The organism is Salinicola rhizosphaerae (genome assembly GCF_014652715.1).
GTDB lineage: Bacteria > Pseudomonadota > Gammaproteobacteria > Pseudomonadales > Halomonadaceae > Salinicola > Salinicola rhizosphaerae.
In genome coordinates, this window is record NZ_BMZI01000007.1 from 28,225 (window position 1) to 51,670 (window position 23,446).

Sequence of the window (23,446 nt, forward strand, 5' to 3'; positions counted from 1 at the left end):
TAGAAAAAGACGTTTGCAATCAACGACTCGCCAAGGCAGACAGCGCAAGCACGAGCCAGACGGCTAAATGGACAGCATGGCTGGTGAGCGTCGTGGCACCAGCCTTCCAGTCGCGCCGGTCGCCTAGTTGACGACCGGCTCGCGGCGTCCGCCCGGCTTGCCGCCGCGCCGACCTCGCTCCCCTCGCGCGGCGGAACGATCGCTACCCTGGGCGCCGGGTGCAACACGACGCCGGGGCGTCGCGCCGTCACCTCGACCGCCCTTGGGCTCGTCATCATCACCTCGCTGGCGAAGCAGGCGCCAGCCCAGCACGCCGAGCACCGCGCCGATGACCGCGCCCACCAGCAGCAGCGGTAAGGCCGTCGCCATCTGCCCCCCGTCGTGCTGGAGAAAACCGACCGCGAGCACGACGATGGCTGGCGCCAGACCGGAATAGGTCTGCCCCGGGTCGGTCAACGGCAGCGTGAACGGCGCGACCATCCACAGCAAGCCGGCGACGACGCCGACCAGCACCAGGCGCGGCAGCCTCGGCAACAGGCGCACCGCGAAATAACCGGTTATCAGAACCACCAGAGACAGCACCGCGTAGCTCAGCCAGAGCTGCGGCAGGGAGTCGGAAAACAGCATGATGAAAGACTCTCGATTCGTACGATTTGGTGACATGGTACACTCCGAGCCAGGAAAGCACAGCCACGCCCGCTGCGCCCTACGTTTCCGCTATCAGGCCAGGCTTCCCGACCCATGTCCTCGACCCCGATCACCGAACGCTCCCCCGCCCTCCATTTCCGACGCGAAGACGACCCCGACTGGCACTGGCTCGAATCTCGAGACGATCCGCAGGTGAAGGCGTTCCTGCGTGCCGCCAATCGCGAGAGCGATCGTTTCTTCGCGCCGCTACAAGCGCTTGAACAAGCGCTGTACGACGGCCACCTGGCCCGCCGCGAGCTGGCCGTCACCGGGCTGCCGACGGATCTGGAGCGCTACCGCTACTGGAGCGAGACCGCCGCGGAGGCCGACTATCCGCTGTGGTGGCGCCAGCCGGTCCAGGGCGACGGTGCCCTCGAGCTGCTGCTCGACCTCGAGGCACGTTCGCAGGCGCATGACTATCTCGAACTCGGTGACATGGCGATCTCCTCCGACGAGCAGTGGATCGCCTGGACAGAAGACGCCAGCGGTAACGAATATTTCGACCTCTATCTCAAATCGTTGCCGGATGGCGAACCGCGGCGGCTGCGACGCCGGATCGGCCCTGAACTCGTCTGGGCCGAGGATAACCGCACGCTGCTGTTCACGCGCTACGACGCTACCCAGCGCCCGGCCAGCGTCTGGTCCCTGCGCCCGGCGGACGATGTCTGCCGCAAGCTGTACGAAGAGCAGGATGTCGAATTCTGGATCGGCCTCGGCAAGACACGCTCGCGCCAGTGGCTAGTACTGGAGACCGCCTCCAAAGACACCAGCGAGTGCCATGTCATCCCTGCCCTGGACCCGACCGCACCGGCTCGCTGCGTTCGCCCGCGGGAGGCCGGCGTGGAGTACGGCGTCGATCACCGCGCCGATGATTTCTACATCCTGCACAACCGTGATGCCCCTCATTTCAGGCTGGATGTCGCGCCGATTGCGCAACCCGATCAATGGACGCCGCTCCTCGGCCATCGCGACGAGGTTACGCTGGAAGATATCGACACCTTCGACTGGGGGCTGGTGCTGACCGAGCGCGACCACCAGGAAGCTCAGGTGCATCTGCGCGTGATCGAGCTGGGAGAGGGTCGTGCGATGGATGGCGTCAGTGCCACGATGCCGGAGCCAGGCTATCGGCTGCCGCTCCCGGAAGCGCCCTGCAGCCTGGCGCTCGGCGACACACCCGATTTCTCGGCTCGCCGCCTGCGGCTGCGTGAAGAGTCGTTCACGTTGCCGGTGCGCTGGATCGAGCATGACCTCGACAGCGGTGAACGGCGCCTGCTCAAGACACAGCCGATTCACGGCGACCTGCAGCCCGACGCCCTGGTCTGCCGCCGACTGTGGGCCCAGGGACACGACGGCGAGCACATTCCGGTCTCTGTCGTCGCTCGCGCCGAAGATCTGAAATCGGGCCCGCTACCGACACTGCTTTATGGTTACGGCGCCTATGGTGAGGTGCTCGATCCCTGGTTCTCGGTCGCCCGCCTCGAACTGCTCTCGCACGGCGTGGCTTTCGCCGTCGCCCACGTGCGCGGCGGCGGTGACCGGGGAGAGCCGTGGTATCTGGCCGGCAAGCTCGAACACAAGGAGAACAGCTTCCGCGATTTCCTGGCCGCCCGGCATGCGCTGGTCGCCGAAGGCATCAGCGAAGGCGCCCGTATCGCCGCGTATGGTGCCAGCGCGGGCGGCCTGCTGGTCGGCGCCAGCCTCAATCTCGAACCGGAGGCCTTCTGCGCCGCAGTACTCGACGTGCCTTTCGTCGACGTACTGCGCACCATGGAAAACCCGGATCTGCCGCTGACCACTGCGGAGTACACCGAGTGGGGCAACCCCGACGAACCGGCAGCCCGGCGACGGATACGCGACTACTCGCCGCTCGACAACCTGACTGCACAGCCCTATCCCAGCGTCTTCCTTCAGGGCAGCTGGCACGACTCTCGCGTGCCGTACTGGGAACCCGCCAAGCTCTACGCGCGAATGACCGAACTCGCCAGCGCCCGAGGACCGGTGTTGTTGCGCACCGACATGGCTTCGGGCCACGGCGGCGCCTCCGGGCGATTCAAGGCTTGGCGAGACAACGCCCGCCAAGATGCGTTCGTGCTCTGGACGCTGGGCTGCGCGGGACAGACAGAGCAGTCATGACGCAGAGGTGATGCACGGGTAGCAGAAGGGCATGATCAGCGGCTAACGCTTCGGTTCGAGCGGGATGATGTCGATGATGTGCGCTTCGTAATCGGCTTCGTTCACCTCGCGCTCGCTGATCGCGAAGTGACGCACGCTCATCCGACGCTCGTGCATACGCCGGTCGCTGCCGCTGCGCAGCGGATGCCAACTGGCAAGCTTGCGCCCTTCGGCCAACCGGCGGTAGGCACAGCTGTGCGGTAGCCAGTGGAATTCGTCGAGGTTTTCGAGACTCAGCTGGGTGCACTCCGGTACCCGCGAGAATCGATGGGGATAGTCGCTGCAGCGGCAGCTTTGAATATCCAGCAGACGGCACGCCACGTTCAGGGTGGCGATCTCGCCACTATCCGGGTTCTCCATCTTGACCAGACAGCACTTGCCGCAACCATCGCAGAGCGCTTCCCACTCCTCGGCGGTCAGCTCCTCGAGCGTAAAGCGCTCCCAGAACCGTTCACGCATGTTCAGCTCTCTTCACGTCCACCACCGAGCTCGGGGGGATCGTCGCGCTTGGTGAAAAGATCGAGCAGATACGGCTCCTTGGCCGGGGGCATCTGCAGATAAAAGCCCTGCTCTCGGATCGTGGCGATCACCTTGGCCACATCCACCCGCGCCAGCGGCCTCTCCGGCCGCAGCAGCAGCGTCATGACCGGCAGCGGGCGCCCGAAACGCTCACGCAATATCTCCGGAACCGGTGCCATGCCTCGCGCCTTGTCCAGATAAAGATACATCTCGTCATGGCGTGCGCTCTTGACCACCTCGCAGAGCAGGCGTCCGGCCATATTCATGAAGCGGCTCCGGCTTCCACCAGCGCCGCCTGCCAATCGGCATCCAGCAGCTCGCCACGCCAGCCTGCCGGCAGCGGCAATGGCTCGCCAGCGAGATGCGCGACGACGATCGCCTCCATCTCGCTGCGGTTGGAGAGTCGTTCGGGTGCCAGATCGAGCGCTTCGGCGTGCGCCTGCACGACACGCTTGAGCGCCTTGATGCGCCGCTTGAACGCTGGCTGGGTCGGCGCAGGGAGCGACGCGGGAAGCTCGCTCTCGTCCCGCAGGTGGGCAGTCTTGACCGCCGCCAGCAGCGCCTCCCCTTCGCGCTTGACCAGGCTCGGCGTCACGCCATCGACCGCCGCCAGTTCATAGCGATTTTTCGGCATCGCTTCGGCCACCGCGAACAGCACGGCATCCTTGACCAGCCAGCCGCGCGGCACGTCACGCCGTCGAATCTCCTCCTCGCGCCAGCGGGTCAATAGTCGATAGGCTTCGATACCGGTCGGCGCCAGCCGCCACAGCTGTCGCTGACGGGTGTACCACTGATCCGCCGTCTGGACCTGACGCGAAAGCGACAGCGCCGTGCACTCTTCGACCAGCCAGGCGTCGCGTCCCAGCGCCGCCAGCTCGTGTGACTGCTGCTCCCAGATCATCGGCAGATAGGCGACATCGAGCACGGCATAGTCGAGCTGGGCTGGCGTCAGCGGGCGCTCGAGCCAGTTCGAACGCGTCTCCTCCTTCGGGATATCGACGCCGCAGCGTGCTTCCACCAATCGCCGGTAGCCAATGGCGGCATCGGTACCCAGCAGGGATTCCGCGACCTGCGTATCGATCAGAGGCGCAAGCTCGACACCGGCCCATAGCGAGATGACATCGAGATCCTCGCCGCAGGCGTGCAGGAGCTTGACCGGGCCCCGGGAGAACAGCAGACGAATCGCGGCGTTGGCCGTCACCGCCTGCGGGTCGATCAAGTAGACGGTCGAACCCGCGGTGATCTGGATCAGTGCGGGAACCGGGTAGAAGCTGGACTCACGAAAAAACTCCGTGTCCAGCGCCAGCACGGTGGCATCGGCCAGCGCGTCACAGGCCGCGTCCAGACCTTCGGGCGTATCGACCCAGCAGTGGGAAGTTTCGACTGTCATTCGGTGTCCTTGGGGCCGCGGCTCGACGTTCGAGATGCCGCGGAAAACTCGGAAAGGCGATAAGGGTGAAGCCACACTGTTGGGTGCGGGCGGGTCCTCAATCTCGACTGAACGGCTGGCGACCCTGGAACGCCCGACTCAGCGTTCCGCCGTCGACATATTCGAGTTCGCCGCCCATGGGCACTCCGTACGCCAATCGCGATATCTTGATCTCGCGCCCCACCAGATGCTCGGCGATATAGTGCGCGGTCGCCTCCCCTTCGACGGTCGGATTGGTCGCCAGAATGATCTCGCCGACGGGCTCTTCCGCGAGGCGGGCTTCGAGCTGATCGAGCCCGATGTCATCCGGGCCGATACCATCGAGCGGAGACAGGTGACCATGCAGGACGAAATACTGACCGCGATAGCCGCCGGCCTGCTCGATCGCCAGCATGTCGGCAGGTGATTCGACCACGCACAGCGACGTCTCGTCACGCCGGGGATCCTGGCAGACGCTACACAGAGTCTCTTCGGTCAAGGTGCGACAGCGCTGGCAGTAGCCGACCTGCTCTATCGCCTGCGAAAGCGCCGCCGATAGCCGTCTGCCACCCTCTCGCTCCCGCTCCAGCAGGTGCAACGCCATACGCTGGGCAGTCTTCGGGCCCACACCGGGCAGTACCCGCAGGCTCTCCAGCAGCTGATCGACCAGCGGCGAAAAGCTCATTAAAACGGCAGCTTCATGCCAGGCGGCAGATTGAGCCCGGAGGAGACCTCCTCCATCCGAGACTTGGACTGCGTCTCGACCTTGCGCGAGGCGTCGTTGACCGCAGCCGCCAGCAGATCTTCCAGCAGTTCCTTGTCTTCCTGCAAGACCGAGGGATCGATCTCGACCTTGCTGACGTCGTGGCGGCCGTTCATGGTCACCTTGATCATGCCGGCACCGGCCTCGCCCAGCACCTCCATCTGCGCGATCTCTTCCTGCACCTGCTGCATCTTCTCCTGCATTTCCTGGGCCTGCTTCATCAGATTGCCCATGCCACCCTTGAACATGTCGAGCTCCATTGCGATTGAAACGGTGAAATCGGGACGGCGCCGGCGAATTACCGACACCGCCATTGGAACGTCAGAGACGGTCGGCAGTCACGCTCTCTTCCATGAGCCGGGCGCCGAAACGCGTTTCCATCTCCTGTACGTGAGGGTCGTCGCGCAGCGCTTCAACGGCACGCGCATGGCGCTCGCGAGCCTCTCGATCACGCTTGGCTTTCGGTGTCTCGAGCGCACCGTCGAGCTCGGCCACCGTGATATTGACCCGCCGCGAATAACCCAGCGCGGACAACGCCTTGACGATGCGATCGACATGCATCTCCGACAGGATCGCCGACTGGCCGGGATCGAGTGTCAGCGCGAGCGTCGCACCGTCGTCGGACTCGACAACGCAGTGAGCCGCCAGGTTGCGAGTCAACCCGCCGATGGCCAGGGTATCGAAGTGCTCGAGCCAGAGCGCGTGCGTCAGCTCGCCTTGAGCAACAGGCGTCGTCATCTCATTGGCGGAATCGGGCGCCGCCGCCGAATTCACTTCGTTGCTCGGGCCCGCGTCATCCATGTCGGCGACTGGCGCGCTCTGCGGAGCGGCTTCCGGTACGCTCTCCAACGCCGGTGCAGCCGCCGTAGCCCAGTCGGCATAGGCGGCTTCGGCGGCGGCCAGATCGGCGCCCGATTCGATGTCGCCCTCCTCCTCGATGACGGCATCGCTCGCGCCAGGCTCTGACGCCGGCGCAGCCGCCTCGGCATCGGCAGCCTGCGACGGCATTGGCGGCTCCGGCGACTCCACGGCCCAAGGCGGCGCCTCCGGCGCATCCACAGAATTCGGATTCGCCGCGGGTGATGCGGCGGCCAGGGCTTCCCCGGCCGGCTGAGGCGCCGATGTCGACGTTTCGACCGACGTCGAACCAACCTCCGCAGCCTCTTCACGCCAGGGTGGCGCTTCATCGGCGACCGGAGATGGCGCCTCAGGCGCCGCCGTGCCCTGTGGCGCCGCAGTAGATTCTGGCTGGCGCGTCGGCTGCGTCTCGGTGGCCGGGGCCTGAGTCCGATCGCTCGCCGGTGGCTGCGCCGAGGCGGGGCCGCCAGTCGGCGCGGCCTGTGCGGGCGCCGTGGCCTGCTCGCCACGCAGCGGTAGATCCGTCTGCGGCGGCGTGGGCACGCCCTGCGGACGGAACGCCAGCATCCGTAGCAGCGTCATCTCCAGCGCCGTGCGCGTATCCGGCGCGCTATCGATGTCGCCCCGCCCCTGCAGCGCGATCTGGTAGTAGAGCTGCACGTCTTCCGGCGTGAAGCGTGACGCCAGTGCCAGCAGCTCATCACGGTCGCCGTGGCCGTTATCGAGCGCGTTGGGCACCATCTGCGCGATTGCCAGCCGATGCATCAGGCCCGAAAGTTCATCGAGAATGCCGGCAAAATCCGGCCCCTGCTCAGCCAGCGACGCGACCTCCGCCAGCAGACGCTCGGCGTCGACGGCGGCCAGCGCTTCTGCCAGCGCAATCAGGTGTGCGTGATCGAGCGTGCCGAGCATCGCCGCCACGTCCTCGCGGCGAATCTCGCCCTGACCGAACGCGATCGCCTGGTCGGTGAGGCTCATGGCATCACGCATCGAGCCGTCGGCGGCCTTGCCGAGCAGCCACAGCGCCTGCGGATCGAAGGCCACCTGCTCGGCCTCGAGCACGTGAGTCAGATGTTCGACCACGCGCTCGGGCGCCATGTTTTTCAGCGTGAATTGCAGGCAGCGCGAAAGAACGGTGACCGGCAGCTTCTGTGGGTCGGTCGTGGCGAGCAGGAACTTGACGTGGGGCGGCGGCTCCTCGAGCGTCTTCAACAGCGCATTGAAGCTGTGCGTCGAGAGCATGTGCACTTCGTCGATCAAGTAAACCTTGAAGCGCCCCTGCGTCGGCGCGTACTGCACATTGTCGAGCAGCTCGCGAGTGTCTTCGACCTTGGTACGCGAGGCGGCGTCGACCTCGATCAGGTCGACGAAGCGACCGTTGTCGATTGCCTGGCAGGTCTCGCACTGGCCGCACGGTGTGGAAGTGACGCCCTGCTCGCAGTTGAGGCACTTGGCCAGAATGCGCGCCAGCGTCGTCTTGCCCACGCCACGCGTGCCGGTAAACAGGTAAGCATGATGCAGCCGTCCCTGATCGAGCGCATTGACCAGCGCGCGGCTGACGTGTTCCTGACCGACCAGCTCGTGGAAGTTACGCGGACGCCACTTGCGGGCCAGAACCTGATAACTCATGCGCCTGGGCTCTCCTCGCGACTGAGCACAACGGTGTCTTCCTGGCGCTCTCGAGGATGCGAGATCGCGGAAGTGAATCGCGCCATTCTAGCAGGGTCGACGAAGAGGTGACGAGGCAGGAGCGCGACCTTCGAGCCGCGAGGCCTTGCGGGCAGCGATTCAGAACGCCAGATGGCGAAAATCCGGAGGCAGAAATGGAGGCGGCCCCAAAAGCCACATCCCGGCACACGCGGCCACCACTACCGTTGCTCCCTTCCGGGCCTGGCGGGGTTTGCGGTTTAGCGTTGCGGGAGGACCTAAGGGGCCACCATAGCTCGAGCTGCCTGCAATACGACAGCGCTCGAAATCCGACAAAGCCTGAAGCATCAGTGCGTTGTGGAACGTGCGGCACTATACCAGTGCGACTCCGGGCCGGCAACCGGTGACGAGCGAGTCAATCCAACACTTGAGGCGCGTGCCGGCTGTTGGCCCATCAATGACTCGCCTCCCCCACGCTCGCAGGCGCCACACCCAGACAAAACGCCTCGCCGGCACGGCCGACGAGGCGTCGCGGGATCACGGCGGACCGCTCACTCGGTGTGCTGCTTGGCCGCCTGCATGCGCCGACGCAGAATCGGGCCGACAATCACCGGCAGCAGCAGGCCGACGATCGCCACCAGCCACAGGCCGATCGACAGCGGGCTGCTCCACAGAATTGACCAGTCGCCGTCGGATATCTGCATCGCGTGGCGCAGGTTCTTCTCCATCTCCGGCCCGAGCAGCAGGCCGAGAATTACCGGCACCAGCGGAATATCCAGCTTGCGCAGAATATAGCCGCCCACACCGAAGGCGATCATGAAGTAAAGGTCGAAGGTCGAGTGACTGATCGAGTAGATGCCCACGAACGCGACCATGGTCACGATCGGCAGCAGATACATCGGCGGCACCGACAGGATCTTCACGAACACCCCGACCAGCGGAATGTTGAGCAGCAGCAGCATGAAATTGCCCACCAGCAGTGCCGCGATCACGCCCCACACCAGATCGGCATTCTGCGTGAACATCAGCGGCCCCGGCGTGATGTTGAGCGACACCAGCATCGCCAGCAGCACCGCGGTGGTGCCGCTCCCCGGCACGCCAAGGGTCAGCATCGGCACCAGCGCCCCGCTGGAAGCCCCGTTATTGCCGGACTCCGGTGCCGCGACGCCGCGCGGATCCCCCTCGCCGAAATAGCCCTTCTTGCCGACGATCTTCTTCTCGAGCGTGTAGGTGATGAAACTGCCGAGAGAGGCGCCCGCGCCGGGCAGCACGCCGGCAATGAAGCCGAGTACGCCACCGCGAATGGAGGTCGGGAAGATCGACAGAATCTCGCGCCACTTCAACTTCAGCGGATTGACCTTGATCATCTCGCGCCCGGCGCCGGCCTTCTCCTCGATGAAGAACAGAAGCTCGGAAACCGCGAACAGACCGACGATGGCGATGATGAAATCGACCCCCTCGTAGAGCTCCAGCACGCCGAACGTATAGCGCTGCGTGCCGGTGGAGAGATCGATACCGACCGTGGCGATGATCAAGCCGATTGCCGCTGCCATCAGCGTCTTCATCGGATTCTTGCCGGTGATACCGCCGAGCGTGGCAAACGCCAGGACGAACAGCGCGAAGTACTCCGCCGGCCCGAACGTGAGCGCAAAGCGGGCCAGCAGCGGTGCCAGCAGGATCAGGCCGACGGTCGCGATCAGGCTGCCCATGAACGAGGCGATCGCCGAGATTGCCAGCGCCTCCGCCGCCTTGCCCTGACGCGCCATCGGATAGCCATCGAGGCAGGTCATCATCGCCGGTTCGTCGCCAGGGATGTTGAGCAGTATCGACGAGATACGACCGCCGTACATGGCGCCCGCGTAGACCGCCGTCAGCATGATCAGCGCGGTTTCCGGCTTGAGGCCGAGCGTAAAGGCCAGCGGAATCAGGATCGCCACGCCGTTGGCCGGACCCAGACCCGGCAGCGCGCCGATCAGGGTGCCGATGAAGCAGCCGATCAGCGCGAACATCAGGTTCTCGGGCTGCAGCGCCACGCCGAAGCCGAGCGAAAGATAGTGCAACGTTTCCATCAGTTCAGCTCCAGCAGGCCGAGCGGCAGCGGCAGTTCCAGGCCGTAGGTGAACAGCACGAAGACGACGATGCCGCTGATCAGGCCGGTGAGGTAGGCCTTGAGCGGCGTGGCGCCCATGCGCCAGCAGAGTGTGCCGATCGCGAGCGTCGTCGAGATGATAAAGCCGAGCGGCTCGAGCAGCAGCGCGTAGACGATCAGCGCGACGATGGCGATGCCCAGTTCGACGAAGGTGCGTCCCGCCGGCCAGGCATTATCGGCATCGGGCTTGACGATCATGTAGAGGCTGCAGATCGCCAGCACGACGCCGAGGATCTTGGGAAAGGTCTCCGGCCCGACGGCTTCCGATCCCCCGAAGGGGACCGGAAACTGGGTGGCGCCATAGTAATAAGCGACGGCCACCGCCAGCATGACCAGGCCGAAGACGCGGTCATTGAATCTGCTCATTGAATCAGCCCGATTTCCTGGGACAGCGACTGGATATCCTGGATCTGCTGCTTGACGAAGGCATCGAACTTGTCGGAATCCGGATGGAACGGCATCAGGCCGTTGCTCTTCATCACCTGCTTCCACTGGTCGCTGGCGTAGAGCTTATCGACGGCATCGCTCCAGTACTGCTTGGCATCGTCATCGACACCGGCCGGGATGTAGAAGCCGCGCCAGTTGGGCCCGACCGCATCGATGCCCTGCTCCTTGGCGGTCGGAATGTCCGCCAGATCGCCGGGCAGGCGCTCGTCGGAAAGTACCGCCAGAACGCGCAGATCGCCGGATTTCAAGAAGCCCTGGGCTTCGGAGATATCACCGGTAAACGCGTCGACGTGACCACCGATGACCTGCGTCATGGCCTCGCCGCCATTGTTGTAGGAGAGATACGGAATACGCGGCAGGTTACCGACGCCCGCCGCCTTGGCGGCGATCAGCACCTTGAGATGATCCCATCCACCGTTGGCGCTGCCGCCGGCAAACTTGACCGCCCGCGGGTCCTGTTTCATCGCCTCCATGAGCTCATTGAGGTTGTGGTACGGCGAATCCTTGCTGACCGCGATGATGCCGTAATCCGCGCCCACGGCACCGACCCAGTTGACCATATCGGCGTTCATGCCGGGAAACTGGTTCTGCGCCAGGCGCGTCGTGGTCGCCGTCGACGCCGCAACCAGCAGCTGATCGTCGCCCTTGCGTTTGCTCACGGTGTGGGCGAAAGCCACGCCACCGCCGGCGCCGGCCATATTGATGGTCTGCACGCTCGCCGGTACCAGGTCGAGCTCCTCGAGCACGTTACCGACGCTACGGCAGGTGAAATCCCAGCCGCCGCCCGGATCCGAAGGGGCAATACATTCGACCTTGCCGGAAGGCTCGAAAGCCATGGCGCTACTGGCAGTGAGCGCCAGCGCAGCGGCGGCGACCCATTGAATTGTTCTGGCTGCAAACATGGTGCTGTCTCCTCACGGAAGCGCGAAATTATCGTGGCTTACGCCAACCTTACAGTTTCGTAAGGTAGAACTGTGTTCCCGTGAGCGGAAATTAGTGTGGTGTGCTCTCACCCTCAATTCCCCTTTAGAATATAAGACCAAAGGATATGCGACTAAAGTCCCATGCCATTCCGACGGGATCGTTTACAATCGCGCGGTTGATCATTCGGGACCGATTGCTACCGTCTACCGCCACGCCGCAGGAGATAACGCCATGGCCGCCAAGCTACTGCTGGTCGAAGACGACCCGCTACTCGCGAGCACGTTGAGGGAGACGCTGGCAGTCGACGAACAGCACATCGACCGCATCAGCGACGGCGGCGAGGCCAACGCCCGCCTGTCGCTGGAGCACGGCTACGACCTGATTCTGCTCGACCTCAACCTGCCGACCCGCAGTGGACTCGACGTGCTCGCGACCCTACGCAATCACGACCGCCAGACGCCGGTGCTGATTCTGACCGCACGGGCGGCGATCGAGGATCGTGTCCGCGGGCTCGACCTTGGTGCGGACGACTACTTGGCCAAGCCCTTCGCGCTCGATGAGCTCGAGGCGCGGGTACGCGCGCTGCTCAGGCGTCGCCAGCAGGGACACGACGAGCCGCTCGCACTCGGACCGCTGCGACTCGATCGTCAACGCCAGCACTTCACGCTCGCCGAAGCGACGCTGTCACTGCCGCCGCGTGAACACCGCCTGCTCGCTTGCCTCATTCGCTACGCCGGCGAACCGGTCGACAAGGCACGTCTGCTCGACGAAGCCTTCGTCGGCGAAACCGTTGGCGACAACGCCATCGAAGTCTACGTTCACCGCCTGCGCCGCCGTCTGGCCGATACCGATATCAATCTGCGAACCGTCCGCGGAATCGGTTACCTGCTGGAGGCGCAGTGACGCTGCCGGGACGCTGGCATCTATCGCATCTCAGTCTCTACCGCAGACTGATGATATGGCTGCTCTGCCCGCTGGCCGTCCTCGTCGCGATCATGCTGCTTCAGGCCTGGTTCGCCTCGCGTGAAGCCGCTGACCGCGCCTTTGATCGGCTGCTCGATGCGGCCTCGCTATCGATCGCCGAGCAGGTACGCTGGCAGCAGAATCGGCTCTGGATGGACCTGCCGCCATCGGCGCTCGAGATGCTGGCGACCGACGCCAGCGAGCGCGTCTTCTACGCCCTCTACGATGCCCACGGTGACTTCGTCACCGGCAATCGCTCGCTACCGTCGCTGCCCGCGAGTGACTCAGGTCAGATGAGCTACGGGACGGTCACCTCCGACGGTATGGCGGTTCGCCTGGGCGTATTGCGCTCGCGGCTCGAAGGGTGGGATCGCAGTGATCGTTTCGAGGTGCGCGTGGCGCAGACGCTGGAAGGTCGCGAAGCGCTCGCCAATCGGCTATTCCTCTCGAGTCTGATCAATATCGTCATCATCGCCGTCCTCGCGGTGGCCGTGGTCCTGCTGTCGGCGCGTTTCGCGCTGGAACCCTTGACCCGTCTGCGCCGAGCCATCCGTCAGCGCAATCCGCGGACCCTGGCGCCACTGGAGCTGCCGCTACCGCGCGAGCTGGCCGAGCTGCGCCGGGCGCTCAACGAGCTTCTGGCGCGCATGCGACGGGTACGCGCCAATCAGGAGCGCTTCATCGGTGACGCCTCGCACCAGCTACGTACGCCGCTGGCCGGGCTCTCGGCACGCGCCGAGCTGGCGCTGCGCCAGACCGACCCGGCAGACTGGCATGCCGCCCTCACCACGATGCATGACACCGTCACCAAGACGGCTCGGCTTGCCGGCCAGCTTCTCTCGCTGACCCGACTCAACAATCCTGAGGCGACGCCGGCACGCGCGCCGCTTTCGCTCTCCGCGCTCGCCCAGCGCGTAGTGCGCGAAAGCTACACACGCTATCACCGTCGCGGTGTCGATCTCGGCGTCGAGTTGCCCGTCGACGAAGTCACCGTCTCGGCCACCGACTGGCAGCTCGAGGAAGCGCTCAACAACCTGATCGAGAACGCGGCAAACTACGGTGCGACGCAGGTCACCGTCCGCGTCGACATGGCGCCGCCACGGCTGTCGGTGGAAGATGACGGCCCCGGCATTCCCGAATCGCAGCGGCTACTGGTACTGCGACCGTTTCATCGCGGCGAAGAGACCGGTTCGGGTACCGGACTGGGGCTCGCCATCGTCGACAGCATCGCCCGCGCTCACGATATTCATCTGAGCCTGCGCGATGCTCGCCCCGATCATCCCGCACGCCCCGGGCTCTGCGTCGAGCTCGGATTCCTCGACGATTCGAACTGGCACACGGCCACCCTCGGCACGGCCAGCGCTCGAGACGAGGCGGAGTGCCCGGAGCCGGACACCGAGCCCGCGGAAGATGCACAATCCACGAGCGCAGGGGCCACGAGGCGCGGCGGCAACGACGGTCAGGAGACGTGAAGAGATGTCGATGAGCCGACTGTTCGCCATCGCGGGCGCAGGCCACGTGGTCCGGCGCTGGGTTGTCATTTCTCTTCTGACATTCGCCATGCCGGCCGGTGCCGCTACCCTGCATTACGCTGCCACGACCGGGGCCCCGCAGCCACTGACGCTCTACGGGGTGCTCGATCCGCCCCAGGTCGAGCCGCTGCTCGATGCCTTCCATCGCCAGCATCCGGACGTGGCGCTCACCTACTACAACCTCGATTCGATGACGCTGCATCAGCGCGTACTGGCAGAGCGGGAGTCGCCGCGGGCCGATGTGGTCCTGTCGCCAGCGATGCCGTGGCAGTACCAGCTCGCCAATGAAGGGCTGTCGAGCCCGGTCACATCGGCGACCACCGCCAACTGGCCGCGCTGGGCCCGTTGGCGCCACGAGCTCTTCGGCTTCACCTTCGAACCGATCGTGATGGTCTACCGGCGCGACCTGGCCTCTCGTCTGGCGCCGCCGAAAAGCCATGCCGAACTGCTGTCTCTGCTCGAAGCGCACGGGCACGAACTCGATGGCCGCGTGGTGACCTACGACCCAAGACGCAGCGGCGCCGGCTACACCTACGCCATCGAGGATGCGCGAATCTCCGCTCGCTACTGGGATCTGGTCGAAGCGCTGGGGCGCAGCCACGCCGCGCTGGAGACCACGACATCGGCCATGCTGAAGGGCTTGAGCGATGGCCGTTACTGGATCGGCTACAACCTGATCGGCTCCTATGCGCAGGCTTACGTCGAAACGCATCCGGAACTCGCCATGGTGGTGCCTCGCGACTACGCCCTCGTTCTGCAGCGGCTGGCGCTGGTCTCGCGCAACGCGCCGCATCCGGCGACCGCCCGGCGCTTCCTCGACTTCCTGCTGAGCCGCTCGACGCAGCATCTGCTGGCGAAGCAGACCACGCTGGGCGCCGTCCACCCTGGCATCGAAGGCCCCGGCACCGCCGCGTCGCTTCGCGAGCGACTCGGCGACGCCATTCGCCCCGTGGAGATCGGCCCCGGCCTGCTGGCGACGCTGGACACGCTCAAGCGCCAGACACTGCTGGAGCAGTGGCAGCAGGCGTTCGACAGCGACTCGCCGCTACCGGCAGACGATACCGACGTCGTGCCGTCAAGCACCGCGATCACGCCCCGCTTCCCTGCGGTCTCTGCCCCGTCTTCCGAGGAGCCCAGCGCCCCATGAAACGCCTGGATCATCTGGTGACCGCCCATGTCCGCTCGCGCACGCGTGCGCAGCGGCTGATTCGACAAGGCCACGTCAGCATCCAGCTCGACAGTGACTGGCGGGTCGCCACCAAGCCGGGCGAGAAGCTGCCGGAAACCGTGCAGATCCGCATCGCCGAAGCCCCCGAGGAGCGCTATGTCTCACGAGCGGGGCTCAAGCTGGAAGCGCTGCTGGAAGCACGCGGACGCCGCCTGGACGGCTGGAATATCCTCGATATCGGGCAGTCGACCGGCGGTTTCAGCGACTGCGCGCTGCGCTTCGGTGCGCACCGAGTGATCGGCATCGAGGTCGGCCATGATCAGCTCGACGCCGCGCTTCGCGACGACGACCGCGTGATCTGTCTGGAAGGCGTCAACGCCCGTGCGCTGCCGCTCGACCAAATTGGCGCACTCGTGCCGGCGGGCATTCAGGCGGTGGTCATGGACGTGTCGTTCATCTCGCAGACGCTGATTCTGCCGGAGATTGCCAAGCTGCTGGGAGGCGCAGGCGAACTCTTTTCCCTGGTCAAACCGCAGTTCGAGGTCGGCCCCGGCAAGGTCGACGATCGCGGCATCGTGCGCGATCACGCCCTTTACGGCGAGGTCGAACAGCGGCTTCGCGCCTGCTGCACCGAACTCGGCTTCCAGGTCGACCACTGGCAGGAGAGTCCGATCCAGGGCGGCGATGGCAACCGCGAATTCCTGCTGCACGCCGTCAAGCGAGCTGACTGAACTCGCGGCCGTCTGCGGCCGCAATCAGCGCCCGCCGTCGCCGCCTCCCTCGCCGCCCCCACCATCACTGCCGGCACCGCCGACGTCAGCGTCGCCCAGATGGCCATCATCTCCGCTGCGCGACGTGCGACGCGAACTCGCCCCCAGCTCGCCAGGCGCACCGAGATCGGTGCCGCTGGCACTGTGCACGCGCGCGCTCTGGCCGCTGTCGTTGTGCAGCCAGACATCCATCTGATTGAAGGCGACGCGAATACCGTGGGCCTTGAACAGCTGGTCGAGATGACGGTTGATCTCATCGCTGGCATAGAGCCGGTCGAGCAGATCGTTGACGAAGATCCGCAGCTCGAAATTGAATGCCGTCGGCCCATAACTGACGCAGAACACCTGTGGCTCCGGGTCCCTGAGCACGCGACGATTCTCGTCGGCGGCCTGACGCAGTAGTCGATGGACTTCGTCGAGATCCGAACCATGCGCCACACCGTAAGTCAGCACCACTCGCGTCACGTTGTCGGAGAGCGACCAGTTGATCAGCTGATCGGTGACAAAGGTCTTGTTGGGGATGATGATCTCCTTGCGATCGAAATCGGTCACGGTCGTGGCACGAATGCGTATGCGACTGACCGAGCCATGAAGCTGCCCCAGAGTGATGGTGTCGCCAATGCGCATGGGGCGCTCGAACAGGATGATCAAGCCGGAGATGAAGTTGGCGAAAATCTCCTGCAGCCCGAAACCGAGACCGACACCCAGTGCCGCAACCAGCCACTGCAGCTTGTCCCACGACACCCCGAGCGTGCCGAGCGAGACCACCACTCCGGTGCCGATGATGGCGTAGGAGAGCAGCGACGAGATGGCATAGGCGCTGCCCTGCTTGAGCGTCAGCCGCGATAGCACCATGACTTCCAACAGCCCGGGCAGGTTCTTGGCCATCATCATGGTCAACGCCACCGTCACCAACGCAATGACGATATCGGCGACGGTGATCGGGTCCAGCGTCATCGCCTCGCCCTGGCCGCGCTCTATTTCCCAGACACTGACGTGGTCGAGGTAGGAGAACACCTCGAGCAGATCCGACCAGATCAGATAGAAGGCACAGGTGAAACCGATGAACAGAATGAGCTTGGAGAGCCGCAGCGACTGCTGGTTGACCTGCTCCATGTCGAGCGGCGGCTCCTCGACCACCTCGAGCCCGCCCTCGGCGCCCTCCTGAATCTGCGCGCGGCGCCTGGCCACCGCGCGTCGATAGGCCAGACGACGCTGAGCAACGGCGAGACCCCGCACCACCGCCGCCTCGACCAGAATCCAGAGGCCGAACACGTAGAGCGAGTTGATGAACCGGCCGATCAGGCGCAGCGCGGCATATTCGTAGCCGAGCGCGATCAGTCCGGCAAGCACCAGCGGCACCAGCGCGAGCGCCAGCCCCAGCAGCAGGCGAAAAAGCTTGAGGCCGAAATACGGCACGTGCGCGAGAATCAGCCGCACCAGAATCCAGCTCATGGCCAGCAGACCGGCAAGCATCAGTAAAAGCGAGAGCGGTCGACTGGAAAGCTCGTCCTGGCTCCCCGGCGCGAGTCCGCCGATCAGGATGACCGGCACCAGCGAGATGCCGAGCCAGAACAGGAGCTGGCGCAGGCGAGCCACGTAGCCCGTCGACCAGTGAAAGTGACGCGTCGCCACGCCGTCGGAAACCAGCAGCCGCCGGGCCCAGCCAAGCACGCCCCACGCCAGCGCCAGCTGCAGCAGCGCCTCGCCGAGACGCTCGGCGAAGTCATCCGTCCCCAGTCGCAGAACCCCGCCGATCGACGCCAGCAGCAGCGGACCGTGAGCGGCCAGCAAGAGGTTATAGAAGATCGCCCGCGGGGTATGCATCTGCGTATCACGTTTCAGTCGCCCGATCTGCTCGTGGAGATTGAGCAGCCGCACCTTGATGCGCCGACGCAACGCCAGCAGCAGACCAGCGACGCACAGCACCGGAATCACCGCCAGCGCCCTCGGATCGGGCACCTGCCAGAGGCTGCTGGCCGATGCCTGCCAGCTTCCACTGCGCAGTTGGTGCGTCAGGTTGGCCGGCGCGTCTCGCCACCAGCCGAGGGTCAGCGGACGCGCGCTGGCAACCCAGAACAGCTGCTCCTCGATCGCGCTCCTGAGCGATGACGAGAGCGATGCCAGCTGCTCCTGATTGAGCTGCAGGTCGATCGCCACGGTCAGCAGGTTTCCATACTCCTTGTCGAGCTGGGAGAGCACCTCGCTGCGCGATTGGAACAGTTTTACCAGAGCGTCGCTCAACGAAGGTGTCATCTCGATATTGGCATCGGCGAGACTCTTCTGCGCCAGCGCCTCTGGCTGGCGCAGCGCGTCGCGCTGGTTGACCAGATCGAACTGGGCGAGCCGCGTCTGCGCGATCTCTTCCTGCAGTCCGCCGAGCTCGTCGATCTCCGGCAGCGACCGTCGCTGCTCGTTGAGAATGCGAGACAGCAACGGACTACCGCGAATCGCCTCGATCTGCTGGCTGAGCGTACGCTTGACCTGGCGCACGCGATCGAGCTGGGAGCGCACGTCGATGGCACGTCGAATCAGCACGTTGGTCCGATCGGTGACCTCGAGCAGCCGATCGCTGAGATCGCTGTTGGTCTGCTGAATCTCGCGCAGCACGGGATGCGCGGCGATGGCCTTGCCATCCTCCTCGCCGATATCGGCAACCGCCTTTTCCGAGTCTTCGCGTCGCTGCCGATCGAGCGCCGCCTGCAGCGCATCGAGGCGAGCCTCTTCTACAGCGATCTGACGGCTGAGAAGATCCCGGCGCTGAACATCGAGTTCGCGCAGCTGCGTGTTGTTGGCCAGCGCCCGACGGTGGTATTCGGCCTGCTGCTCCGCCAGCGCCAACTCAAGGCGGTAGCGCGCCTGCGCCGGATCGAACGCGGCGGCGTCGTCGTCCCCGTCGCCGGTCTCGATCCGTGAGCGCGCCTGCTCGGCGCGGTTCATGGCGTCGGCAATGGCCGCCTGGGCGCGCTCGGGCAGCGTCTCGGCGCTGATCAACCGCGCCTTGACCGTGGCAAGCTGACCCTGAAGCGCCTCCAGTTGATCGAGCGAGTCGGAGGTCCGCTGTCCCAGCTTCTCCGCCGAGAGCTGATCGAGCGTTGCCGCCTCCGGAGGACGCTCGTCACTCAGCCCGGAAAGCTGTCGCTCGAGTTCACGGATCCGCTGGGGGGCCTGCTGGGCGCTGCGCTCCAGCGCCTGCAGATCCTGACGTATGGCATCGAGCGAATCGCGCGCCTGCAGGGCCGCCTCGATATCGGCAAGTTCGGTCTGCTGCTGCTCGCTGAGGGTATCGACTTTCTCGAGTTTCTGGCGCTCGGTCTGCAGCGCTGACCGCGTCGGCAGCGCCGCCGACTCCTGGGCCATCGTGGCGAGACTTGCGCAGAGCATGCACAAACCCAGTGCAATTAACGTGATAACCTGAAAGACTTTGCGGCGACCGGCAGGGCGGGAGACAAAAAGACGCCATCCGTGACGTCGAAGATGGCCGCTCGCGGCCCGTGAATCTGCCATGCCCCACTCCTTGTAGGCTCTTGACCCTCGGGCCACCGTGGCCCTGATGTAAGCGCCGGAGTTTACCCGAGACCGACGCCGGATTCCGAATATCGCACAGCGATATCGCCGGTAACGATTGACTTGGCGTGGCGGCATGCTAGAAATCGCCACTGCGATGGGGCGCGAGTGCAGACGACGTGGAAAAGCAACGCGGAAACCCGGGTGCCACGTCGACCGCCCGCCACCCTTGCCCAGACCCGTAACTGCCGAGGCGAGCCAGAAACCCGCCCGCATCAATGCCAACCGGATCATTCTCGACAGGACCGTCTCATGACCCTATCTCGCCCGCTAACGTTCCTCGGCCTGCTGCTTGCGGGCGCCACCACGTCCGGTGCGGCCCTCGCCCAGAGCGATGACGCCGCCGTACCGGGCGGTTCGGTGCAGCAGGCGAGCGATCCGGTCCAGCAGGCGAACGAAAGCGCCGAGAGCCGGCGGAGCCTGGAAGCGGAAACCGCCGACAACCCGTTGGCGATCACGGCCTACCGGCGCAACTACATCATGCCGTGGACCTACAACACCAATCCGGACAAGTCCGACTTTCGCGAAATTTCGTCGGACGGCGATGTCGACAACAGCGAGATCAAGTTTCAGATCAGCTTCAAGGTCAAGCTGGTCAACGACATCTTCGGCCACAACGGTGATCTGTTCTTCGCCTACACCCAGCGCAGCTGGTGGCAGGCGTACAACTCCGAGGCCTCGGCGCCCTTCCGCGAGACCAATTACGAACCCGAGGCTTTCATGAGCTTCGACAACGACTGGACGCTGTGGGGGTGGACCAACACCATCAACCGCGTCGGCTTCGCGCATCAGTCCAACGGTCGTTCGGACCCGCTGTCGCGGAGCTGGAACCGCGTCTACGCGGAGTCGATCTTCCAGCGCGGCGACTGGGCGTTCAGCGTTGCCCCGCACTGGCGCGTGCCCGAGAACGACGCCGACGACGACAATCCGGATCTCGAGAACTACATCGGGTACGGCGATCTGACGCTGGTTCGCGCCTTCGGCGACCAGGAAGTCTCGCTGATGGTTCGAGGCAATCCGGGCAAGGCCCACTACGGCGGCCAGCTCGACTACTCCTTCCCGCTGTTCGGCAAGGTTCGCGGCTACGTCCAATATTACAAGGGTTACGGTGAGAGCCTGATCGATTACAACCACGACGTGCAGCGGTTCGGCCTCGGCTTCAGCATCAACACCTTTCTGGCCGGGATTCCCGGCACGCGTTGATGCCCTGCGTGAGCATGGCTATGCTGATTGACGCCAATCGACTGTCAAAGGAAGACACCCATGACCATGCAACCCGTAGGCGGTAACGGCAGCGACGCTCAGCGCGAGCGTGAAGCATCTACCGATCAGCTCAAGGAAGACCTGCGCAACCTGTCGCACACCGTCGAAGAGCTGATTCACGCCACCGCTGAAGACTCGCGTGGCAACATCGCCGAGCTGCGCGAGCGTGCCCAGCAGCGTCTCCACGAAACCCGCGAGCGACTCGAGGCGCGCGGCGAGAAGATCTACGCCAGCGCCAGGGAGCAGGTCGACGCCACCGACCGCTACGTCCACGAGAATCCGTGGACCAGCATCGGTATCGGCGCCGCCGCCGGCGTCGTTCTGGGGCTGTTGCTGGGGCGCCGTTGATGGCGGGTCCGGCGGAGAACGTGATCGGCGCCGCCCGGCGCCTGATCGCCAACCTGATCGCCAGCGGCGAGACGCGACTGCGCCTCGCCGTCGTCGAATGGGAAGCCGAACGCGACCGCATGCTGACGCTGCTGCTGCTCGCTGGCGCCGGCCTGATCATGCTGTCGTTCGCCGTCGGCATGCTCCTGCTGCTGGTCGTCGTGGCCTATTGGGAGGAGTACCGCCTACAGGCCATCGCCATCTGCTCGGTCGGGCTATTCGTGCTCGCCGCAGCACTGATGCTCGGGGCCAAGCGCGTTGCCAAACGACGCAAGCTGATGGCAGCCACACTTCACCACCTCAACCAAGACCGTCAGGCGCTGGATCCGACCCATGACTAGTCGCTCTCGACAGCAGCAGATCGACGCGCTGGAGCATGAAATCCTTCAGCAGCGTCTCGACATGACCGCCTCCATGCGCGAATGGCGAGACGCCACGGCGCCGATCGACAACGCCTGGAGCAAACTGATGAGTTGGCGCACGCCGCTGCTAGCGGCAGGCAGCCTGCTCGCCTTCCGAGGCGCCCGAAAACCGCGCTCGACCGGTCGGCTTTTCAAACGCGCGCTGACGGGGCTGATGATGTACAACCGTGGCCGCGCGCTCTATCGCGCCAGCAAGGGCCGTCGCTAGGTAGTGGCAAAATCGATGAGGCCTTCGCCATGAAGGCCTCGTTGCGCTTGAGATCTTTTCGCTCGCGATGCTCGCTTCCAAGCAGAGATCGAAGATGCTTGATCGCTGCGTCATGCGTAGGAAATGAGCTCTGCTCGCGAAGCCGTTGCCCCTCAGAGCGGTAGGAGCGAGCTCTGCTCGCGAAGTTGCGTCGCAGCAAGCATCTCGAACGAACCCGCTGTTCCTCTGCGCCGAGGAGCGAGCATCGCGAGCGAAGCCATGGAGCTCGAGATCTTTTCGCGAGCAGAGCTCGCTCCTATGAGAAAACTGAGGCTCGTGAGGCAAACCTAGACCGCCTGCCCGCAGGCGACACCCGAGGCCCAGGCCCACTGGAAATTGAACCCGCCCAGTTCGCCGGTCACGTCCAGCACCTCGCCAATGAAATAGAGCTGCGGCAAGTCATTGACGGCAAAGGTCTTCGACGAGATCGCCGCAGTGTCAACGCCGCCCAGAGTCACTTCCGCCGTACGCCAGCCTTCGGTCCCCGCCGGCTTGAACGTCCAGCGATGAAGCGCCTGCGCGAATGCTTCGATATCGCGATTGGACAGCTCGCCGAAGGGCCGATCCGACCAGCCCTGCCACTCCATCATCGACTGCGCCAGACGTCGCGGGAGCGCATCACCGAGCCAGGCGGCCAGTCGACGCTTGGGATGCTGCGCTCTCGAATGGCTCCACTCATCGGGGATCGAGCGTCCGGGCAGCCAGTCAATCTCGACTGGCATGCCGGCCTGCCAGTGGCTGGATGCCTGCAGCATGGCCGGCCCGGAAAGACCGCGATGGGTGAAGAGCAGCGGTTCGTCATAGCGCCCGTCACCGCAGCGCGCGGTCACCGGGCACGAGAGCCCGGCCAGTTCGCCCAGTGTCGACTTCCACTGGGAGGTCACCGTAAACGGCACCAGCGCGGCACGCGTCTCGGTCACTTCGAGATCGAAATTACGCGCCACCTCGTAGCCGAACCCGGTCGCGCCGAGCGTGGGAATCGACAGACCGCCGGTCGCGATCACCAGCGCGCCGGCCTCGATACGCTCGCCACCCGCGCGAAGCCGCATGCCCTCTCCGCATCGCTCGACCTCGGTGACCGGCGTCGAGAGCGAGACCTCCACGCCGGCCCACTCACACTCCGTGAGCAGCATCGCCGCGATCTCCTTGGCCGACTGAGCGCAGAACAGCTGCCCAGGCGCTTTCTCGACATAATCGATGGCATGGCGTTCGACCAGCTCGACGAAATGTTGCGGTGTATAACGTTTCAGCGCCGAGATGGCGAAATGGGGATTGCGCGAGAAGAAATGCGCCGGCCGGGTGGCCAGATTGGTGAAGTTGCAGCGGCCCCCGCCGGACATCAGTATCTTCTTGCCCGCCTTGTTGGCATGATCGACCACGCGCACGCGCAGCCCGCGATAGCCGGCGGTCAACGCACACATCAGACCGGCCGCGCCGGCGCCAACGATAACGACGTCATAGGTTTTCATGACAGGATGCAGGATTTCATAACGGATCAAGACTCACGGCTGATAGGGCTCCACGGCAGATAGGGCTTCACGACAGCCCGGTGT

At 64.9% G+C, this 23,446-nt stretch carries 21 protein-coding genes and 1 other RNA gene; 9 read left to right on the plus strand and 13 right to left on the minus strand.

Features of this window, described 5'->3' with window-relative positions; translation table 11 throughout:
* Positions 1–123: 123 nt before the first annotated feature.
* Positions 124–627, minus strand: a complete 504-nt coding sequence (locus IE125_RS15260; protein ID WP_229809149.1) for a hypothetical protein — start codon at positions 625–627, stop codon at positions 124–126.
* A 114-nt stretch (positions 628–741) separates the two neighbouring features.
* Between IE125_RS15260 and IE125_RS15265 the strand changes: the two genes are divergently transcribed.
* Positions 742–2,820 (plus strand): S9 family peptidase, encoded by a 2,079-nt coding sequence (locus tag IE125_RS15265; RefSeq protein WP_189445546.1) that lies wholly within the window; start codon positions 742–744, stop codon positions 2,818–2,820.
* A 42-nt stretch (positions 2,821–2,862) separates the two neighbouring features.
* Here the strand turns inward: IE125_RS15265 and IE125_RS15270 are convergent, their stop codons facing one another.
* The 10 genes from IE125_RS15270 to IE125_RS15315 form a co-directional block, all read right to left on the minus strand.
* Entirely contained in the window at positions 2,863–3,318 is a 456-nt protein-coding gene (locus tag IE125_RS15270; protein ID WP_189445547.1) for a YcgN family cysteine cluster protein, read from the minus strand.
* A gap of 2 nt (positions 3,319–3,320) precedes the next feature.
* Positions 3,321–3,638: a YcgL domain-containing protein gene (locus IE125_RS15275; protein ID WP_189445804.1), complete on the minus strand. Its 318-nt coding sequence runs from the start codon at positions 3,636–3,638 to the stop codon at positions 3,321–3,323.
* Positions 3,639–3,640: 2 nt separating this feature from the next.
* The gene (locus IE125_RS15280) at positions 3,641–4,768 is read right to left on the minus strand and encodes a ribonuclease D (RefSeq protein ID WP_189445548.1); all 1,128 of its coding nucleotides are present in this window, start codon (positions 4,766–4,768) and stop codon (positions 3,641–3,643) included.
* A gap of 97 nt (positions 4,769–4,865) precedes the next feature.
* Positions 4,866–5,471, minus strand: a complete 606-nt coding sequence (recR, locus tag IE125_RS15285; protein ID WP_189445549.1) for a recombination mediator RecR — start codon at positions 5,469–5,471, stop codon at positions 4,866–4,868.
* Positions 5,471–5,797, minus strand: a complete 327-nt coding sequence (locus IE125_RS15290; protein ID WP_189445550.1) for a YbaB/EbfC family nucleoid-associated protein — start codon at positions 5,795–5,797, stop codon at positions 5,471–5,473. The genes recR and IE125_RS15290 overlap by 1 nt, the downstream gene beginning before the upstream one ends.
* Positions 5,798–5,870: 73 nt before the next feature.
* Positions 5,871–8,036 carry a DNA polymerase III subunit gamma/tau gene (gene dnaX, locus IE125_RS15295; protein ID WP_189445551.1) on the minus strand — a complete coding sequence of 722 codons (2,166 nt, stop codon included), beginning with the start codon at positions 8,034–8,036 and terminating at the stop codon, positions 5,871–5,873.
* Positions 8,037–8,240: 204 nt separating this feature from the next.
* Positions 8,241–8,337, minus strand: an RNA gene (gene ffs, locus IE125_RS15300) — signal recognition particle sRNA small type.
* 268 nt (positions 8,338–8,605) lie between these two features.
* On the minus strand, positions 8,606–10,123 hold the full coding sequence (locus IE125_RS15305; protein WP_189445552.1) for a tripartite tricarboxylate transporter permease: 1,518 nt from the start codon (positions 10,121–10,123) through the stop codon (positions 8,606–8,608).
* Positions 10,123–10,569, minus strand: coding sequence for a tripartite tricarboxylate transporter TctB family protein (locus IE125_RS15310; RefSeq protein WP_189445553.1), 447 nt, complete (start codon positions 10,567–10,569; stop codon positions 10,123–10,125). The genes IE125_RS15305 and IE125_RS15310 overlap by 1 nt, the downstream gene beginning before the upstream one ends.
* Positions 10,566–11,552: a Bug family tripartite tricarboxylate transporter substrate binding protein gene (locus IE125_RS15315; RefSeq protein WP_189445554.1), complete on the minus strand. Its 987-nt coding sequence runs from the start codon at positions 11,550–11,552 to the stop codon at positions 10,566–10,568. The genes IE125_RS15310 and IE125_RS15315 overlap by 4 nt, the downstream gene beginning before the upstream one ends.
* A gap of 253 nt (positions 11,553–11,805) precedes the next feature.
* Here IE125_RS15315 and IE125_RS15320 point away from each other — a divergent pair, with 253 nt between their 5' ends.
* The 4 genes from IE125_RS15320 to IE125_RS15335 are packed head-to-tail and all read left to right on the plus strand — an operon-like array spanning position 11,806 to position 15,968.
* The gene (locus IE125_RS15320) at positions 11,806–12,477 is read left to right on the plus strand and encodes a response regulator (RefSeq protein WP_189445555.1); all 672 of its coding nucleotides are present in this window, start codon (positions 11,806–11,808) and stop codon (positions 12,475–12,477) included.
* The gene (locus tag IE125_RS15325; protein ID WP_229809150.1) at positions 12,474–14,009 is read left to right on the plus strand and encodes a sensor histidine kinase; all 1,536 of its coding nucleotides are present in this window, start codon (positions 12,474–12,476) and stop codon (positions 14,007–14,009) included. Before IE125_RS15320 ends, IE125_RS15325 begins: the two co-directional genes overlap by 4 nt.
* A gap of 10 nt (positions 14,010–14,019) precedes the next feature.
* Positions 14,020–15,216: an ABC transporter substrate-binding protein gene (locus IE125_RS15330; protein ID WP_229809151.1), complete on the plus strand. Its 1,197-nt coding sequence runs from the start codon at positions 14,020–14,022 to the stop codon at positions 15,214–15,216.
* Positions 15,213–15,968, plus strand: coding sequence for a TlyA family RNA methyltransferase (locus IE125_RS15335; protein WP_189445556.1), 756 nt, complete (start codon positions 15,213–15,215; stop codon positions 15,966–15,968). Before IE125_RS15330 ends, IE125_RS15335 begins: the two co-directional genes overlap by 4 nt.
* Before the next feature lie 24 nt (positions 15,969–15,992).
* On the opposite strand, the gene mscK is transcribed toward IE125_RS15335, so the two are convergent.
* Positions 15,993–19,514, minus strand: coding sequence for a mechanosensitive channel MscK (mscK, locus tag IE125_RS15340; protein WP_189445557.1), 3,522 nt, complete (start codon positions 19,512–19,514; stop codon positions 15,993–15,995).
* A gap of 312 nt (positions 19,515–19,826) precedes the next feature.
* On the opposite strand from mscK, the gene IE125_RS15345 reads away from it, so the two are divergent.
* From IE125_RS15345 to IE125_RS15360, 4 genes are read left to right on the plus strand one after another with little or no spacing between them, the layout of a single operon-like run.
* Positions 19,827–20,777 carry a phospholipase A gene (locus tag IE125_RS15345; RefSeq protein WP_189445558.1) on the plus strand — a complete coding sequence of 317 codons (951 nt, stop codon included), beginning with the start codon at positions 19,827–19,829 and terminating at the stop codon, positions 20,775–20,777.
* Positions 20,778–20,837: 60 nt separating this feature from the next.
* Positions 20,838–21,185, plus strand: a complete 348-nt coding sequence (locus IE125_RS15350; RefSeq protein ID WP_189445559.1) for an ElaB/YgaM/YqjD family protein — start codon at positions 20,838–20,840, stop codon at positions 21,183–21,185.
* Positions 21,185–21,565: a phage holin family protein gene (locus IE125_RS15355; protein ID WP_189445560.1), complete on the plus strand. Its 381-nt coding sequence runs from the start codon at positions 21,185–21,187 to the stop codon at positions 21,563–21,565. The genes IE125_RS15350 and IE125_RS15355 overlap by 1 nt, the downstream gene beginning before the upstream one ends.
* Positions 21,558–21,854, plus strand: a complete 297-nt coding sequence (locus IE125_RS15360) for a YqjK-like family protein (protein ID WP_189445561.1) — start codon at positions 21,558–21,560, stop codon at positions 21,852–21,854. The genes IE125_RS15355 and IE125_RS15360 overlap by 8 nt, the downstream gene beginning before the upstream one ends.
* A 326-nt stretch (positions 21,855–22,180) precedes the next feature.
* On the opposite strand, the gene IE125_RS15365 is transcribed toward IE125_RS15360, so the two are convergent.
* On the minus strand, positions 22,181–23,362 hold the full coding sequence (locus IE125_RS15365; protein ID WP_189445562.1) for a BaiN/RdsA family NAD(P)/FAD-dependent oxidoreductase: 1,182 nt from the start codon (positions 23,360–23,362) through the stop codon (positions 22,181–22,183).
* Between the last annotated feature and the right edge of the window lie 84 nt (positions 23,363–23,446).